Origin of the sequence: Arthrobacter globiformis, assembly GCF_030817195.1 — a bacterium.
Lineage (GTDB): Bacteria > Actinomycetota > Actinomycetes > Actinomycetales > Micrococcaceae > Arthrobacter > Arthrobacter globiformis_D.
On record NZ_JAUSYZ010000001.1, the window covers coordinates 2,894,730 to 2,911,451 of the forward strand.

General features: G+C 65.6%; 13 protein-coding genes and 1 pseudogene. 8 read left to right on the forward strand and 6 right to left on the reverse strand.

Annotation, left to right across the window (positions count from 1 at the left end; genetic code table 11):
- Positions 1 to 37 precede the first annotated feature (37 nt).
- Positions 38 to 2,077: a primary-amine oxidase gene (locus QF036_RS13150; RefSeq protein ID WP_307102480.1), complete on the reverse strand. Its 2,040-nt coding sequence runs from the start codon at positions 2,075 to 2,077 to the stop codon at positions 38 to 40.
- A 118-nt stretch (positions 2,078 to 2,195) separates the two neighbouring features.
- Here QF036_RS13150 and QF036_RS13155 point away from each other — a divergent pair, with 118 nt between their 5' ends.
- From QF036_RS13155 to QF036_RS13180, 6 genes are all read left to right on the forward strand, one after another.
- The gene (locus QF036_RS13155) at positions 2,196 to 2,702 is read left to right on the forward strand and encodes a hypothetical protein (RefSeq protein WP_307102482.1); all 507 of its coding nucleotides are present in this window, start codon (positions 2,196 to 2,198) and stop codon (positions 2,700 to 2,702) included.
- Between the two features lie 42 nt (positions 2,703 to 2,744).
- Positions 2,745 to 4,241, forward strand: a complete 1,497-nt coding sequence (locus QF036_RS13160; RefSeq protein ID WP_307102484.1) for an aldehyde dehydrogenase family protein — start codon at positions 2,745 to 2,747, stop codon at positions 4,239 to 4,241.
- Between the two features lie 110 nt (positions 4,242 to 4,351).
- Complete coding sequence (locus tag QF036_RS13165; protein WP_307102486.1) at positions 4,352 to 5,773, forward strand: purine-cytosine permease family protein; 1,422 nt, start codon at positions 4,352 to 4,354, stop codon at positions 5,771 to 5,773.
- 4 nt (positions 5,774 to 5,777) lie between these two features.
- On the forward strand, positions 5,778 to 6,329 hold the full coding sequence (locus QF036_RS13170; protein ID WP_307102489.1) for an amidohydrolase family protein: 552 nt from the start codon (positions 5,778 to 5,780) through the stop codon (positions 6,327 to 6,329).
- Positions 6,292 to 7,452 (forward strand): amidohydrolase, encoded by a 1,161-nt coding sequence (locus QF036_RS13175; RefSeq protein ID WP_307102491.1) that lies wholly within the window; start codon positions 6,292 to 6,294, stop codon positions 7,450 to 7,452. Before QF036_RS13170 ends, QF036_RS13175 begins: the two co-directional genes overlap by 38 nt.
- 29 nt (positions 7,453 to 7,481) lie before the next feature.
- Positions 7,482 to 8,990 (forward strand): APC family permease, encoded by a 1,509-nt coding sequence (locus QF036_RS13180; RefSeq protein ID WP_307102493.1) that lies wholly within the window; start codon positions 7,482 to 7,484, stop codon positions 8,988 to 8,990.
- 220 nt (positions 8,991 to 9,210) lie between these two features.
- On the opposite strand, the gene QF036_RS13185 is transcribed toward QF036_RS13180, so the two are convergent.
- Positions 9,211 to 10,170: a 2-hydroxyacid dehydrogenase gene (locus tag QF036_RS13185; RefSeq protein ID WP_307102495.1), complete on the reverse strand. Its 960-nt coding sequence runs from the start codon at positions 10,168 to 10,170 to the stop codon at positions 9,211 to 9,213.
- Positions 10,167 to 11,366, reverse strand: coding sequence for a pyridoxal phosphate-dependent aminotransferase (locus QF036_RS13190; RefSeq protein ID WP_307102497.1), 1,200 nt, complete (start codon positions 11,364 to 11,366; stop codon positions 10,167 to 10,169). The genes QF036_RS13185 and QF036_RS13190 overlap by 4 nt, the downstream gene beginning before the upstream one ends.
- Before the next feature lie 267 nt (positions 11,367 to 11,633).
- Between QF036_RS13190 and QF036_RS13195 the strand changes: the two are divergent.
- Positions 11,634 to 11,816, forward strand: a pseudogene (locus QF036_RS13195) (helix-turn-helix domain-containing protein); the annotation flags it as partial.
- A 205-nt stretch (positions 11,817 to 12,021) separates the two neighbouring features.
- Here the strand turns inward: QF036_RS13195 and QF036_RS13200 are convergent.
- A complete protein-coding gene (locus tag QF036_RS13200) occupies positions 12,022 to 12,462 on the reverse strand; it encodes a CBS domain-containing protein (protein WP_307102499.1) in 441 nt (146 codons plus the stop codon).
- A 175-nt stretch (positions 12,463 to 12,637) separates the two neighbouring features.
- Complete coding sequence (locus QF036_RS13205) at positions 12,638 to 13,879, reverse strand: NAD(P)/FAD-dependent oxidoreductase (protein WP_307102501.1); 1,242 nt, start codon at positions 13,877 to 13,879, stop codon at positions 12,638 to 12,640.
- Positions 13,880 to 14,048: 169 nt separating this feature from the next.
- Here QF036_RS13205 and QF036_RS13210 point away from each other — a divergent pair, with 169 nt between their 5' ends.
- Entirely contained in the window at positions 14,049 to 14,663 is a 615-nt protein-coding gene (locus tag QF036_RS13210) for a carbonic anhydrase (RefSeq protein WP_307102502.1), read from the forward strand.
- A gap of 45 nt (positions 14,664 to 14,708) precedes the next feature.
- Here the strand turns inward: QF036_RS13210 and QF036_RS13215 are convergent, their stop codons facing one another.
- Positions 14,709 to 16,691 carry a serine/threonine-protein kinase gene (locus QF036_RS13215; protein ID WP_307102503.1) on the reverse strand — a complete coding sequence of 661 codons (1,983 nt, stop codon included), beginning with the start codon at positions 16,689 to 16,691 and terminating at the stop codon, positions 14,709 to 14,711.
- Between the last annotated feature and the right edge of the window lie 31 nt (positions 16,692 to 16,722).

A 16,722-nucleotide genomic window follows, 5' to 3' on the forward strand; every position in this document is an offset into this window, starting at 1 on the left:
GCCCCCGCGGCGTGGACCGGTCTCAATGCCCGCAGGTTCAGTGTCCGCAGTGGCCCTGCCCCCCGGTGCCAGGACCGGAATGCCCGACGGCGGTGCCTCCTGGGGCGGTATTCGCGCCTTCGCTTCCGGTGCCGCAGTGGCCCGCAGCCGACGGCGGCACGTTCAGCGTCGGGTTCCCGTCGAAGAAGCCGTGCGGCTTCAAGGTGAAGCCGGTGGTGTCCACGGGCATGATGGGCCAGTCCTCCGGGCGGGGGAAGTGGGTCAGTCCGAAGGAGTGCCACACCACCAGGTCCTGCCCGTCGATGTCGCGGTCCTGTGCCACGTAGGCGGGAAGCCCTGCGCCGCCCGGGTGTTGGTTGACGAAGTCGCCTGCCGCGTAAAGCTCCTCCTCCGCGTGCCGTGTGACCCAGAGGTGGTGCCGGGCGAATGCTGCCCGGGATGCGATCGAGGAATCGTCCGCCATTGCCAGGGTGGGGTTGCCTTCAGGGTAGAGCGTGTAGCCCACCGGGTGGCCGAGGTGGTTCAGCGAGTCCGGGTTGCTGATGTGCCAGACGCGGCCTTTGGCGCCATCGGCGTCGCGCACGGCAACAGACTCGCGGGCCAGCAGGGTGCGCCTCTGTGTGAAGGCATTGCCGTGGGGGTTACCCGGGCCCTTCGGCAGGCGCACGAGGTCCAGTTCCTCAACACGGTTCGCGTCGCCGTCGATCATCATGTCCAGCCGGGCGCTGAAGAGGTGCTGGTGGTATGGAGCGCCAAGGCCCGGGGCGATCTCGGACGCGTAGGCGTATTCCTTGTCCGGGAGCGCTGCCGTGAACACGATGCCCGTTGCCTTCGCTTCGAACTCGATGGTGCCGTCCAGGTAGAGGTACCAGTAGAAGCCGTAGTCGTAGTTGCCCACGGTGGTGAAGAAGGAGACCACCAGCCGGCGGTTGCGGCGAACCTCGTTGGAGCCGGCCCACTCATCCGTGTGCTTCCAAAGGATTCCTGTGTCTTCCTCGTGGATGCAGATGCCGTTCTCGATGGTGCGTGGGTTGCCAAAGTCATCGGCCACGACGGGGGACATGTAGGTGATGTCGCCGAGGCACTCGCAGCCGAGCTTGAGTGAGTTCGCATCACGGCCCACCAGGTATTCGCCGGAGTCGAAGTAGTTCTGCCAGCTCCTGTAGGGGGAGGGGTCGCCATACGGGACCACCATTTCGGAGATCGATGCGCGGTGGATTACCGGGCGCCTCCGGCCCTGGTGGGAATGGTGGAGTTGGTGGAGCACCAGCCCTTCGCGGGCGTCGAAGCCTACGCGCAGGTCCCAGCCGGCCCAGGAAAGGTGGTTGCCTTCCAAGGTGAAACTGGGGCCCTCGGGCTGCGTGATCTCGATCGGCAACAGGTCCGTGCGGAGCTCGCCGTGGATCGCGGGGTCCGTGTAATTGCCGTTGACCTCCGGGACCGGGACGGGGCCGTCGTCGATCAGGTGGTTGACCCGCCGGTTCTCCACATCCACGAAGGCCACCAGGCCGTCGATCGGATGTGCCCAGGGGTGGTCTGCGGGGTGGTCCTGGCGGAATCCGAGGCCGCGCAGAAGCCGCTTGCCTTCCTCATTCCCGTACTCGAATACGCCCGCTGACAGGGGAGCGACGCGCACCTGTGCCGGGGTCAGGCCGCGGGCTGCAAGGGCTGCGTTCCACTGCGGGTCTTCGGCCAGGATTTCCTCGATGATCCCGAATTCCTCCAGGAGAACCGGCAGCTGGCCATCGATTTCCGGGTTGAGTTCACGCCTGTCCACGACGAGGCCGGTGGTCAGGGAAAGGCGGACGTCCAGGGACCGGGATTGCGATGCGTCCCAGAGCATGGCCCGAACAAGGCGGAGGCCACAGGCGACGTCATTTTGGAGGGCGGTCTTCGGGGGCTCGATCAGGCCGAGGTAAGCGAAGCGGGTGGACTCGGCCACGAGGCCGGCATCTGCCAGGATCCGGCGGGCCTCGTGGATTTCCTCGGCCGAGAGCTGGTCAAGCGGGTGCTGCGCTGCAGCCTGCGCCAACGCGGCCTGCACCGGCGGAGTCGAGGGGGTGGTCTGAAGGGTCATGGCACTTCCTGAAGTCGAATTTTGATGGTACAACTGTTCAACCAACGCTTTGATGTTACCCACCTCACAAGCCCGGCGTAAAGTCCTGACCCACATCACGCCGGCAGCCAGGAGAACCATGGACCAGCGCACCGGCCCTCGCCTTGGGCGCTTCCCGAGTGCCCTCGTTCCAGCGGGCATCGTTCCCGCCGGCATTGTCGGCACTGCCGCTGCCGGCATTGTCGGCACTGCCGCTGCGGGCAGTGCCGGTGCCCACGTGGTGGCAGCCGCCAGCGGCCCGCCGGGTGCGATGGGCTGGTGGATGGCCGCCATGGGCGCCGCCTGCCTGGCCTGCGCCGCCCCGATGGTGGGCGGGCGCCTCTGCGCCGGGCGTGCTGCCGGGCACCTGTTGGCGATGAGTGCCGCCATGATCCTCATCCACATGGTCTTGCTGCTGGCGCCCGGCGCCGCGGGCCATCATGGCGATGGTGGCCCCCCATCATTGCCGGGCCATGAGCAGGACATGCTCGCCCTCATCGCCGTTGAACTGCTTTGCCTCATGAGCGCGTCAGCGGCCCTCTGCCTGGTCCGGTGCAAGGCGCCCGGAACTGGCGGCACCGCAGTCCGTGCCGCCGTCGAACCCTAACAACCACGTACTGAACCGCCCCCGAAAACCCCAGGAGCCACTATGAACAGCACTTCCGCCATGCTTTCCGTTGACTGGCAGGGCCGGGCGAACGCCCTGGCCATCGATGGCAGGGCCTTCATCGCCGGCCGCCGCACAACCGCCAGCGGGCAACATTCACGGCCCACCACCAGCCCCATTGATGGCCGCGTCCTCGCTGAATTGGCTGCCGGCGGTCCCGCCGACGTCGATCGCGCGGTGGCTGCCGCGCGGCGCGCTTTCCCGTCGTGGTCCCGTATGGGGGCCGAAGGGCGAAAGGGTTTCCTGCTGGCGCTGGCCGCGCTGATGGAGCGGCATGCCGACGAACTGGCACTCCTGGAGACATTGGACAGCGGGAAGCCGATCCTGCAAACCACCAGCGTGGATGTGCCTGGTGCCATTTCCACGCTTCGCTGGTACGCGGAGGCGGCGGACAAGCAGAGCGGGGAACTGCCTGCCGTCCCGCCCGGGGCTACCGCGTTGGTGACGCGCGAGCCGTTGGGGGTGGTGGCCGCCATTGTGCCGTGGAACTTCCCGCTCGAAATCGCGGTTTGGAAGCTGGCTCCGGCGCTCGCCGCCGGAAATACACTCGTGCTCAAGCCGGCCGAGCAGACATCCCTGAGCGTGTTGCGCCTCGCCGAATTGGCCACTGAAGCCGGGCTGCCGGACGGAGTCCTGAACATCGTCACCGGCACGGGCCGGGAAGTTGGCGCGGCGCTGGCGCACCACATGGACGTCGACGCCTTGGCGTTCACCGGATCGACCGCCGTCTCCCGAACTCTGCTGGCGGCCTCCGGTCAGAGCAACCTCAAACGGCTCAGCCTCGAAGCCGGGGGCAAGAGTTCCAACATCGTCTTTGCGGACACGGCCGACCTCGCCACGGCCGCAGCAAAGGCAGCCTTCGGCGCCTTCTACAACCAGGGGCAAGTCTGCTCTGCCAACTCGCGGATCCTCGTCCAGCGCGATGTCCATGACGAGTTCGCTGCGTTGCTGGCGGACGCCGCGGCCGCCTTTCGGCCGGAAGATCCTCTCGCGGGCTTGGCAGGCAACGGTGCGCTGATCAGCAGCGCGCACGCTGACGACGTCGAAGGCTGGATCGTGCGCGGCCGCGCCGAAGGTGAGGTGCTTTTCGGAGGTGAACGGCGCGAGATCCGGGGCTCTGACGCCTATCTGGAGCCTACGCTGCTGGGTGGCCTTGCGGCTGGGCACGATGTCCACCGCGAGGAGATCTTCGGGCCCGTGGCTGTGTTGCACGCCTTCGACACCGAGGACGAGGCGGTGCAGCTGGCGAACGCCACAGACTATGGATTGGCGGCGTCCTTGTGGTCCTCGGACCTGTCCCGGGCCCACCGGGTGGCGGGGGAGTTGCTCGCCGGAACGGTCTCCGTGAACACTGTGGACGCGCTGGGCAACACCACGCCTTTCGGGGGCTTCAAACAGTCCGGCTTCGGCCGCGATCTGTCCCTGCACGCCTTCGAAAACTATACGGCGCCAAAGACCACGTGGATCCAGTTCGACTGAGGAACTGCATCTGAAAAATCGCTGACGTTCATCGTGATTCTTTAGTTTACGTGATGCAGCTCACAAGCCTACGCTGCAAGCACCCCTCCACAGCCATAAGGACACCCTCCATGAAATCGATGCTCCGTTCAGGACTCTTCGAAATCGAACAAGAGTCCATCGCTCCCATCCCGGCCGAAGCGCGGCACGGCCGCTCCCGGGAGCTCTTCACCATCTGGTTCGGCATGAACATGACCCCGCTGACGGTTGTCACCGGCGCGACGGCCACCACCCTCCTTGGCCTTCCCATGGTCAGCTCCATCATCGCAATCCTGCTGGGCCACGCACTCGGCGGAATCGGCATGGCATTGCACGCCGCGCAGGGGCCGCAACTCGGTGTCCCGCAGATGTTGCAGGCCCGCGGCCAGTTCGGTTCACGGGGCGCCAGCCTGATCGTGCTCGTGGCGATCCTGATGTTCGTGGGGTACTTCTCCTCGAACCTGATCGTCTCTGCGGATTCGATCACCGCCCTGCTGCCGGACGCCAGCGGAACCGCCATGATCATCGGTTGTGCCGTTCTCAGCTTCGTCATCGCGGCCTTTGGCTACAACCTGGTCCGGAAGGTGACGGCACTGGGTGCCTATGTCGTGGGAGCCCTGGTGCTCGTTTCTTTTGCTGCACTGCTGGCAGGGGGCGACTTTTGGGCCCGGATGAACCATGGTGAATTCACCTGGACGGGCTTCCTGGCCATGCTGGCCATCGGCATCGTGTGGCAACTGACGTACGCGCCGTATGTTTCGGATTACTCGCGCTATATGCCGGCCAGGTCCGGCACGCGGGGCGCTTTCTGGGGCACGTACCTAGGCTGTGTAGTTTCCAGTGCCCTGTTGATGATTCTCGGGGCCGGCGTCGGGATAGCAGTAGACGGCGTGGATACGATGACCGGGCTCAACGGCATCCTCGGTCCAGTGCTTGGCGCCGCAGTCCTGGTGGGTTTCGCCTTGGTAGCCGCCGCCGGAAACTCCGTGAACGCCTACTGCAGCGCCCTGTGCGCACTGACCCTCGTGGAGACCTTTGCCAGCGGCTGGCGCCCCGGCGCCAAAGCCCGCCTGGTGACCTCGCTGGTGCTGCACGTTCTCGGCGTGACCCTGGCCTTGGCTGCCGCCACGAGCTTTGCGTCGTCCTACTTCAGCTTCCTCAGCGTGCTGCTGTACGTGCTGATCCCGTGGTCCGCCGTCAATCTGGTGGACTACTACGTCATCCGCCACGGCTCGTACGCAGTGGACGAGTTCTACGCCGCCGATGGCGGCCGGTACGGGCGCTGGAATGCCGGTTCCCTGATCGTCTTTGTCATCGGTGTTCTTGCCCAGGTCCCGTTCATGGCCACTCCCTTCTACACAGGTGCCGCGGCAGAGGCGATGGGCGGCATCGACGTTGCCTGGCTCGTGGGACTCGGTGTCAGTTCTCTTGCCTACATGGTGATCGCCCGCACCGCGCCGGCTTTGGTGCGCCTGAATTCCGGTTCCGCTGAACCCCAAGTCCTTGGAAAGTAGTTTCATGACCCACGCAGATTGGATCTTCTCCAACGGTCCCGTGCACACCATGGACCCTGACCATCCCCGCACTGACGCCGTTGCTGTTGCTGACGGCAAAATCCTAGCCCTCGGTGCCGACGCCGCATCCTGGCGCGGGCCCGCTACCGAGTTCATTGACCTGGCCGGGAAAGCACTGCTCCCCGGCTTCCAGGACGCGCACGTGCACCCCCTGGCGGGCGGCCTGCAGCTGCTCGGCTGCGATCTCTCCGGCGTCCATTCCCTGGACGAGTACCGCGCTCTGATCGCGGACTACGCCCGCGCCAACCCTTCCGTCGAGTGGGTACAGGGTGCCGGCTGGTACGGCGACGTGTTCGACGGCGGCTTTCCGCGCCGCGCACTGCTGGACGAGCTCGTACCAGACCGGCCCGCGTTCCTGATCAGCCACGACGGGCACGGTGCCTGGGTGAATTCACGTGCGCTCGAGCTTGCCGGAATCACTGATACGACGCCCAATCCGGACGGCGGCATCATCGCCCGTGACGGTGCGGCGCGCCGCGACCGGCATGCTCATTGAGCACGCCGCCGACCTTGTCTCCGCACTGATTCCGGAACCGGACAAACACCATATCCGCCGTGCGCTCCTCTCCGCCCAGGCCTATCTGCACTCGCTGGGAGTCACCGCCTGGCAGGATGCCGCCGTCGGGCAGGCCTTGGGCATGCCCGATTCATTCGAGCATTACTTGGCCTTGGAATCGGATGGCCTGCTGACTGCCAGCGTGACCGGGGCACTGTGGTGGCGCCGGGACCTCGGGCTTGAGCAGTTGGAGCTGTTCAGGGAACGCAGGGCGCGGGCGGTCGGACGCTTCCGGGCCACGGCCGTGAAGATCATGGTGGACGGCGTCTGCGAAAACCTCACTGCAGCCATGACCAGGCCTTACAAAGGCCATCCCCATGAAGTCGGGATGAGCCTGATCGAACCGGAGGAGCTGGCCCGGATCACCCGCGCAGCGGACGCGGAGGGCTTCGACCTGCACTTGCACGCGGTGGGTGACCAAGCGGTCCGTGACTGCATCAACGCGTTGGACCTGCCCCGTCGGGAGGGCTGGGACCCACGCCACCAGATAGCGCACCTGGACCTCGTGGACCCCGCCGACGTCGCCCGGTTCGCCGCGAGCGGCGCTATCGCCAACATCCAACCGCTCTGGGCACGGCAGGATCCGGTGCTTGTGGAAACCAAGCTGCCCTACCTGGATGAAGCACACCAGCGGGTGCACTTTGCCTTCGAGACGTTGCGCCGCGCCGGCGTCGAACTGGCCATAGGCAGTGACTGGCCGGTGTCCAGTCCGGACCCGCTGTGGGGCATCCACACTGCAGTGAACCGCACCGCCCCTCCCGCTGATCCGCATGCCCGCGACGCCCGCTCGCAAAACGAACCGCTGCTTCCAGCAGAGTCCATCACCCTCGTGACGGCGCTGGCGGCCCACACCACCGGAGCAGCGCGCGCCAACCGTCTCGACGCCGGGCGGGGCGCCATTCGAGTCGGCCTGGCCGCCGACTTGGTGGTGCTCGACGCCGATCCACACGCCGTCGAGGCCACAGGCCTTGGCGGAATCGGCGTCGAACTCACACTCGCCGAAGGCCGCGTTGTGTACAGCCGCATCCACGACGGCGCCCTTCCCACCCTTCTTGCGCAATAGCAAACTTAAGCAGTAGCAAAGGACCGATCATGGATCAGCCAATAGCCTCAACGCGCCTTGCCCACGAGCAAAGCCAGCATCTGCAGAAATCCCTCGGCCGCTTCGACATCCTGTTGCTGGTGGTCGCGGCCGTCATCTCGGTGGAGGTCCTGGGACAGGTCTCCGGATTTGGCGGGGAAACCTTCACCTGGACCCTCATCCTGGCCGTCACGTTCATGGTTCCTTACGGCCTGATCTTCGCCGAAACCGGCGGCGCGTTCACCGAAGAAGGTGGCGTCTACGTCTGGACCAAGATGGCCTTCGGCCGCGTCGTCGCCGCCATCACGTCGCTTTTCACCTGGGTAACGCAGCCTGTTTGGGTGGGCGGCGCCATGGCGTTCGTGGCAGTGGAAACGTGGTCTGAATATGTGGGCCATGTGGAGGCCGGCAGCGTAAGCGACTACATCTTCAAGCTGGTCTTCATCTGGATCACGGTGACCTCAGCCATCGTCAGTTTGCAACACGGTAAATGGCTGCCCTCGCTCGGAGCCATCCTCAAGGTCGCGTTTCTGACCTTCTTCATTATTGTCACCATGGTCTATGGGCTGCAGCATGGTTTCAACGGACTCGAACTCGGCTTCTTCTCACCCACCTTGGCCGGCTTCCTTGGCGTCACTCCGCTGCTGCTTTTCTCCTTCCTTGGCTTCGAGTCCGGCAACAGCGCCGCGGGGGAGATGAAGAACCCGGCCAAGGATGTTCCCATCTCGGTCGCCCGCTCCTCCATGATCGCCGCCGCGAGCTACCTCCTGCCGATCCTGGCCATCCTGCTGGTGGTGCCGCTCGACCAGATCACGGGCATCGGCGGGTTGTTCGGTGCAGTGGCCACCGTCTACACGGTGTTCGGCCCGGCCGCTGAGGTTATGCTGGCCATTTCAGCGGTGGTCTTCTGCTTCGTCCTTGTGTCGCAGGGCGCAGCATGGATGATCATCAGCGACCGCATGCAAGCCATGGCAGCCGCCGACGGCTCATTCTTCGGAGGCTTCTTCGGCCGCTTCCATCCCAAGCTGGGCACGCCGATCCGCGTCAACACGCTCTCCGGGGTGGTGGCCACGCTGTTCATGCTTGCGGCAATGCAGCTCAGCGGGACCAGCAGCGCACTGTTCGGCGTGGTCCTGGCCATCGCCATCTCAACGTTCCTGCTCAGCTACCTTCTTGCTATCCCGGCCGCTGTCCGGCTGCGGAGCAAGTACCCCCTCGCCGACAGGCCGTTCAAGGTTCCGGTCTCGGACACCGGTTTCCGCATCCTGGGTGCCATTTGCTTCGTCTGGATCCTGATCGGCTCGTGGGTGGCGATCTTCCCCGGAACACTCGAGGTCCTCTTCGGCCTGGAGTACGACTTCGAGGCAACCTGGGGCGTCTCGCAGTTCGCCTTCGAGGCCTTCGCGCTCGGCACACTCGGGTGCATACTGGCCTTGGGTCTCGTTGGTTATGCCCGCGGCAAGAAGCTTCGCGCCGTCGTGGCGCCCGCGAGTGCGACCGCTGAGCTGATCAACGACTGACCTTTTAGAGCGTACGACGGCGGCGGGTCACCGAGGGTTGTCATGGAACTTGTGAGTGGCCCGCCGGCCGTTGGCCAGCGAGACACTATAACGAGTACGAGCCCCAGCCTTCCGGACGGGGCTCGTACTCGTTCTTGCTACCCACCTGCCGTGCGTGAAGCTCGGCCGGCGCTTGGACTCCAGGTCGGCCGGATGTCGCGTTTCTGGTGGGCGTCCGCGACTAGCCGATGGGAGTGGGCGGCTGCTCGCCGCGGAGCACGGCGAGCGTGTTGTCGGCGGCGAGCACTGCCATGGCGGTGCGCGTCTCGACCGTGGCCGAGCCGAGGTGCGGCACGAGTGTCACATTTTCCAGGTCCAGCAACTCGGGATGGACCTGGGGCTCGTGCTCGAAGACGTCGAGCCCGGCGCCCGCGATGACGCCTTCGCGCAGCGCGGCGGCGAGGGCCGCTTCGTCGACGATCGGTCCGCGGGCGGTGTTGACAAGGTATGTCGAGCTCTTCATCGCCGCGAGCTGCTCTGCACCGATCAGATGATGCGTTGCCGCCCCGTAAGGGCAGTGCAGCGAAACGACGTCGGAAACAGTCAGCAACTCGTCGAGATCGACCCGGCGGGCACCCAGTTCCGCGGCGATCGCGGGGTCAATCTCACTGCGCGACTGGTAGACGATGTCCATGCCGAAGGCCTTGGCCCGGCGTGCTGTCGCCTGGCCGATGCCGCCCATGCCGACAACGCCGAGGGTCTTGCCCTGCAGGCTGCTGCCGAGCAGGAAGAACATGCCCCACTTCCACGCCTGGCCGGCCCGGATGAGCCGTTCGCCCTCACCGAGCCGGCGGGTTGCCATGAGGATGAGCCCGAAGGCGATGTCGGCGGTCGCCTCGGTGAGCACGCCGGGTGTGTTGGTGGCGACGATACCCCGTCCGGTGCAGGCCGGCACGTCGATGTTGTCATAGCCGACGGCGACGTTGGAGACGACCTTGAGCTGCGGGCCCGCGGCGTCGAGCAGCTCGCCGTCGATGCGTTCGGTGAGCAGGCTCACGATGGCATCGGCCCCCGCCACGCGGCGCAGGAGCTCCTCGCGGCCAATGGACTCCGGACCGGTCCAGGCATCGACCTCGTGCTCGGCACGAAGCTTTTCGAGAGCGGCGTCGGGTACCCGCCCTGTGACGACTACCCGGCTCATGCCGTCTCGATCCACTCGCGCAGGCGTCCGAGGCCGTCGCGGATGTCTGGCACCTCGATGCCCGAGTAGGCGAGCCGGATGTACTGCCGCTCCTCGCCGGGCAGGCGCCGGCCGAAGTGTTCGCGTGTGCAGAAGGAGACGCCGGTCTTGTACAGGGCGTCAGTGGCGAAGTCGCCGACTGCCGTGTAGCCCATGCGCTCCATGGCCTCGGTGACGTCGGGGAAGAGGTAGAACGTCGACTGCGGCACGGCGACGTGCATGCCGGGGATGGAGTTCACGAGTTCGCAGGCGGTGTCGCGGCGTGTCTGCAGGGTGTTGAGCATCTGCTGCACGGAATCCTGGGGGCCGCGGAGGGCTTCGACGCCGGCCCACTGCACGTAGTGGGTGGTGCAGGACTCGTCGTTGGTGTTGAGCGTGCTGAGCACCTGGGCGATCTCGCGCGGGGCGACGGCGCAGCCGAGGCGCGAGCCGGTCATGGCGAACTTCTTGCTGAACGTGTAGAGGATGACGGTACGCTCTGCCATGCCGGGAATCGATGTAATCGAGCTTGAGACGCCCTCGTAGCGGGTCTCGAAGTAGGCCTCGTCGGAGAGCACCCAGAGGTCGTGTTCTATTGCGAGTTGTGCGATGGCCTCACGCTCGGCTGCAGTCGACTCGGCTGAGATGGGGTTCTGCAGGTCGTTGTAGATGATTGCGACCGTGTTGGGCGTGATCGACGAGCGGATCTGCTCGAGGTCGATGGCGAAGCCCGTGCTCGTGGGCACGTAGCGGTACGGTACAGCCGTGCCGCCGAGGTACTCGATCTGCGATTCATAGATCGGGAAGCCGGGGTTGGGGTAGAGCACTTCCTGGCCGGGGTTCATGACAGCCTGCAGGAACTTTGTGATGACGGGCTTCCCGCCGGTCATCACGACCACGTTCTCGGGGGAGAACTCGATGCCGCGGCGCGAGCCGATGTCGTCGGCAAGGGCTTCACGCAGCTGCGGGATGCCGGGTCCGGGGCAGTAGCCCGTGTAGCCGTCCGCGATTGCCCGGTTCATCGCTTCCACGATGTTCGGCGCAGTCGGGATGTTGATATCGCCGAGGTGGAAGGGGTACACCAGATTCCCCTTCGCCTTCCAGGCGGCCGCGGCTTGGGCGACGCTGAAGGCGGTTTCGGTGCCTAGGCGTTCGAGCCGGTGCGCGAGTTGCTGCATGCTATTCCACTCCTCATCGAGTTGGCGATCGATCCTCCGAAGAAAACCAGATCTCAAGAGAGCTAATATATATCAAAGGGCAGAACTAATATATCACGTCAGTGAGTGATCCACATCGCAGTGGATGATCGAATCACCTCGTATCAAGGAAGGTGAACAGTGAGGCTGGGCCCAGCCACTGCTTATGGCACGTTCTCGCGGGACGACATGGATGGATATCGGTGGGCAGCCGCACAACCGACTGCGCTCGGCGATGACCCCGGTCGGTGGCAGACCGCTGCCGCGCTCTTCACCCATCGGCAAACCATCATCTACCGCATCCGGAAAATCGGCGAACTGACGGGCCTGGACATGACCGAGACGTCAACGCTGGCCCAACTCTGGTTTGCGCTCCAGATCCACAGTGCCATGCCCCCGCCCCAGAAAACTCCGACTCAGGTCGTAGCGTAGGGTTGGCGCTCTAGCGCACGGGATACGCCGGAGCCGATGACAATGCCGCTGTTAGGCAAGCCTGCTGGAACTGGCCCACAGGAAAGCGGCGTTTAGTCGAGGCTGTACCCACAGAGTCGAGGCTGTACCCACAGAAGGGCTCCGGCGGCAAGGTAGCGCCACGGAAGTATTCCGTGGCGCTTGTTTGCTCATGAACGGCTTTGCGTTAGGAACTGCTCGACTGCATTCGGCCGCGTTCCGAAATGTGCTCCACCAGTTCGCCCACACGCTCTTCCGAGTAGTTGCGCGCGATGTCACCCTGGCTGATGATGCCAACCAACTTGTGGTCAGCTATGACCGGCAGCCGCCGGACCTGGTACCCCTCCATCATTTCGATGGCGGCGTCAACGTTGGCATCGGCGTCAATCCAGTGGGGCCTGCCCGTGGCGAGGTCGCGGGCCATCATCTCGCGCGGATCTCGGTCGGCGGCCACGCACTTGAGCACGATGTCCCGGTCAGTGATCATGCCGGTCAACTTGCCGTCGTCGCCACAGATAGGCAACGATCCGCAGTCCAGGTCCAGCATCATCCGAGCGGCATCTGCGAGGGACTGGTTCTCCCTAACACACTGTGCATCCGTCGTCATGAACTCACGTACAGCACTCATTGGTCCTCCTTCATCGATTAGGGCATCGACGCAGGTTCACCGGGCACATGCGCCGATGCTGCCAGCCTACGCCGGGGCCAGCGCTGATGTCGACGGCGGTTCCGGACCTTCAGGGACGGGAGTGCGGAGGTGATTTCCGACGTCGGCCCTGGCGACGTTTTGGCCGTGCAGACTCCTAGTCGGGCCTTCCGACGACGACTTGTGACGGGCTGTGCGTGACGTAGCCAGTGAGCCAGGAGGAGAGGGCGCGGACCTTCTGTTGGGTGCCCGGGAGCAAGGCGAGGTGAACCCCGAGCCAGGAGAGGAACGCCAATGGTCCCTGGAGTTGGATGCGTTTGCTGCCCAGTTCGGCGACTGCTGCGCCACGGCCGACCATGGCCATGTAACCCTTGTCCCAATAGACGAAGGGCTGCCGTGTGCCGCCGGTAAGGTCCGCATGGATGTTGCGGGCGGCCCATTTCCCCGACTGCTCAGCAACGGAGCCGAGCTGGGGCAGTTTGGCGCCGGTGGCGTCGGTGATGTTGGCGGAGTCACCCAGGACATAGACGCCTTCGGCGCCGGGCACGGTCAGGTCCGGCAGCACGTCGATACGTCCGCCCTTCCCCTGCGGCAGGCCGGATTCAGCAATGATTTTTCCAGCTTTCAGGCCGCCGGCCCACACGACGATCTGCGCTGGAATGATGGTCCCGTCCGCCAGCGTCACGCCGTCGGCTCGGACTTCGGTAACGCCTTGGCCCATGTGCAGCTGAACTCCAAGTTTCATCAGCCGGTCACGGGTGTATGCCTGCGACTTGGCGGAGAAGGGCATGAGCACGTTCGGCAACATATCCACAAGATGGACTAGGCAGCGGGCTGCCAGTCCAGGCGAAAAGTACTTGGGCACCAGGTACTTGATGTTCTCCGCGAGGGCGCCGGCTGTCTCGACTCCGGTGGGGCCGCCGCCGACCACGACCACGTCTGCGCGGCCGGCCTTCACCCGGTCCGCGTGGTCCAGGGCTGTAGTGAGGGCAGTGCTCAGGCGGGTGGCGTCAGCCACTGAGTACAGCGGGTAGGCATGTTCCTCTGCGCCAGGGGTGTTGAAGAAGTTCGGTACCGCGCCCGCGGCAATGACCAGGATCCTCGACTGGTACTGGGAACCGTCGACAGTGGTGACGGTACGGGTGGCGGAATCGATCGCCGTCACTTCCGCAGTGAGGACCCGGACACTTTTGGTGCTGCGGAACACAGACCGCAGCGGCCGGGCCACGGCGGACACACCGATCTGCGAAGCAGCCACCTGATAGAGGAGGGGCTGGAACTGGTGGTAGTTGTTCGCGTCGATCAGGAGTACCCGGATGCCTTTGCGTCCGAGATGCTCAGCTGCTGTCATGCCGGCAAACCCGCCGCCGACCACGATCACCTGATATGTATCGTCCATTCGTGCAACATACCCCGCCAAACAACGGTGCAACAGGGCTCGGAATCTGAATAGCGTCCAACTCCACGGCCGAGCCCGGGACCCCGTCCGAGGACACGCTGAAAGTGCTGGCCAGCTGGGACGGTTGGGGATCCCTTTATGAGGTGGGACGCCCCGTAAAGTAAGCAGCGTGAGCAACCGAATCAGCCCGTACGATGCATGGCAGCGCCTGCTTGAAGGCAACGAGCGGTTCGTCTCGGGAGAATCGAAGCACCCGAACCAGAACGCTTCCCGGCGCAGCGAGCTGGTGAATACCCAAAACCCGTTCGCCGTCATCTTTGGTTGCGCGGACTCCCGTCTGGCTGCGGAGATCATTTTCGACGTCGGCCTTGGCGACGTTTTCGTTGTGCGTACCGCCGGGCATGTTATTGATGACGCCGTTCTCGGCTCGCTTGAGTACGGTGTCTCGGTGCTCCACGTCCCGCTGATCGTTGTCCTCGGACACGACAACTGTGGCGCCGTCACTGCCGCGAAAGATGCCGTGGAAACCGGAGAGCTGCCACAGGGCCACATCCGCGACCTGGTTGACCGGATCACACCATCGGTCCTGAGTTCGCTGCGTGAGCATAAGACTGATCTCAATGACATGGTCGTCGAACACGCCAAACAGACGGTGCGTCGGCTGCTGGACAGCTCACGGATGATTTACGACGCCGTGGACAACTACTCCACCGCGGTGATCGGCGTCGCGTACCGGCTCGAAGAAGGCCGGGCGCAGCTCGTATCCACGTCTGGCGTCCTCTAAAGCCGGCGAATAATAGCCAACCAGTTGCCGCACCTCCTTGGGTCCTCAGTCCTGCGAGTTCTCGCGCGATGTGATGCCGAAGGCCGGGGACTGCAGCTCGGTGAAGTTACCGACGCTGGCGCGCACGGTGCACTGGGGTGTGATCTGCAGGGCCGTCACGGTGAGCCCCGAGCTATCCACGGCCAGCGCCCCGCCGCAGCCGTCGGCGAACCGCAGCCCCTTCTCGCCGCCGGTCACCGCGTCGAGCATCTGCGAAGGTTTGCCCGAGGCAGGACTGACGTAGAGCGGGTTCAGCTCGTCGGCGCCGCCGGCCCAAACCGGCACCAGGGTGATCTTCAGCGGGCTCGGCGTCACGACGCGCGCCGCCGTGCGGACCTCCACACCCTTTAGCCGCTGGACGGGATAGGCAGTACCCTTGACGGCCGAATCCTGTGTCGCTGCCGTCACCGCCTCGGACCCGGCGCGCAGCCACGCGTCGAGCGCCTGCTGGTCAGCGGGCGTCACCGACACCGTGGCGGTGGCCTGGACCGACCCTCCCGCCGGGACCTTCAGCCCGGAGAGCTTCCAGCCACACTCGACGTCAAGGCCAGTGACGGAGGCCTGGTTCCGGCTGGCCGTGGCCCCGTCCCACGTCACCGCCGGGCACGCGTCACCATCGGCCAGCCCCGGGATTACCTCGAGGAATTCACCGGACAACGGCGCCTTCTGCGCCGTGTAGGCCACCGTCAGGCGGACCTGGCCCGTGGACGGCTCGTAGGTAGCGCCCCGCGAGATCGTCAGGCCGGTCGGGAGCGCCGTGTCCTGAAGCTGCGTGGACAGTTTCTCGCCGGCTCCACCAGGCGCTGCCTGCTGGCCCGTGGGGGCGAGGACAACGAACCCGGTGACCATCGCCACGAGGAGAAGGGCCGCGGCGGCGGCGAGGAACAGTGCTTTACGAGTGCGCCAGAACGGAGTGGCATCCCTCTCCTCGAGCCGGGCCTCCGCCCGGGGCCGCACTTCGCGGCGCGGCATCGGACGGGCGATGGTTGCGCTGCCCGCCTCCCCGAGATCCGGGGCCTCCCAGGCGTCGTCGGCCGGCGGCGCAGACGCGAAGACCGTGAGCTCCTCGTCCGTGAAGGCGCCCCGGACCACGGTGGCCGGGCGTTCGATGGGGTCGAAGTCCAGCGGGGTGTCGGCGCGCGCTATCGGGGCGCTGGCGGCAAGCCCGGGCACGAGGCGCCGGAGCCTCGAGGCCGCTTCGCGCGCCGTCGGGCGCTGGGCGGGGTCCTTGGACAGCAGCCTGTCGAGAACGTCCCATACCGCGTCGTCCACGGGAATCCGCGGCGGGCGTGAGGAGACATGGCGGTATGCGACGCTGAAGTCCGTACCCGGCCCGGCGAACGGAGTGCGCCCGGCGAGGAGCTCGTAGAGCAGGACTCCCGTGGAGTACACATCGCCCGGAGGGCCGGAGCGGCCCTGGCTGATGAGTTCGGGAGGCATATACTGCGGGGTGCCGATGAGGCCGGTCGTCTGCCGGATCCTCTCACCCACAACGTCGGAGATGCCGAAGTCAGAGACCCGCACGTCTCCCGGGCCGCACTCGGGCCAGGGGCGGGCGAGGAGCACATTGTCCGGCTTGATGTCACGATGCGTCACGCCGCGTGCGTGGGCGACGGCCAGTGCGTCGAACACTTCGGCAGCGACGTTGAGCGCGTCCTTGGGAGGCAGCGGCCCGGCCCCCTTCAGCGCGTCCCGCAGCGAGCCGCCCGCGACGTAGTCCATGACGATGGCCAAGCGCGGGCCCTCCACCACCATGTCGCGCACCGTGACGATGTGGGAGTCCTGCAGGCCAAGCAGCACGGACCGCTCACGGACGAACCGCTCGACGAGCGAGGGATCGTCGGCGTGCTCCGGGCGCAGGACCTTGGCGGCAAGCGTCCGCCCGTCGGCCGAGGTGACCGTCCAGACCTCGCCGACCGCACCGGAGCCCACCCGCTCCCCGAATCGGTAGGACGCTCCCAGCGCCTCACCTGTCTGTGCGAACTGCATACCGTACTCTCCAACGCTGTCGATCTGGTTC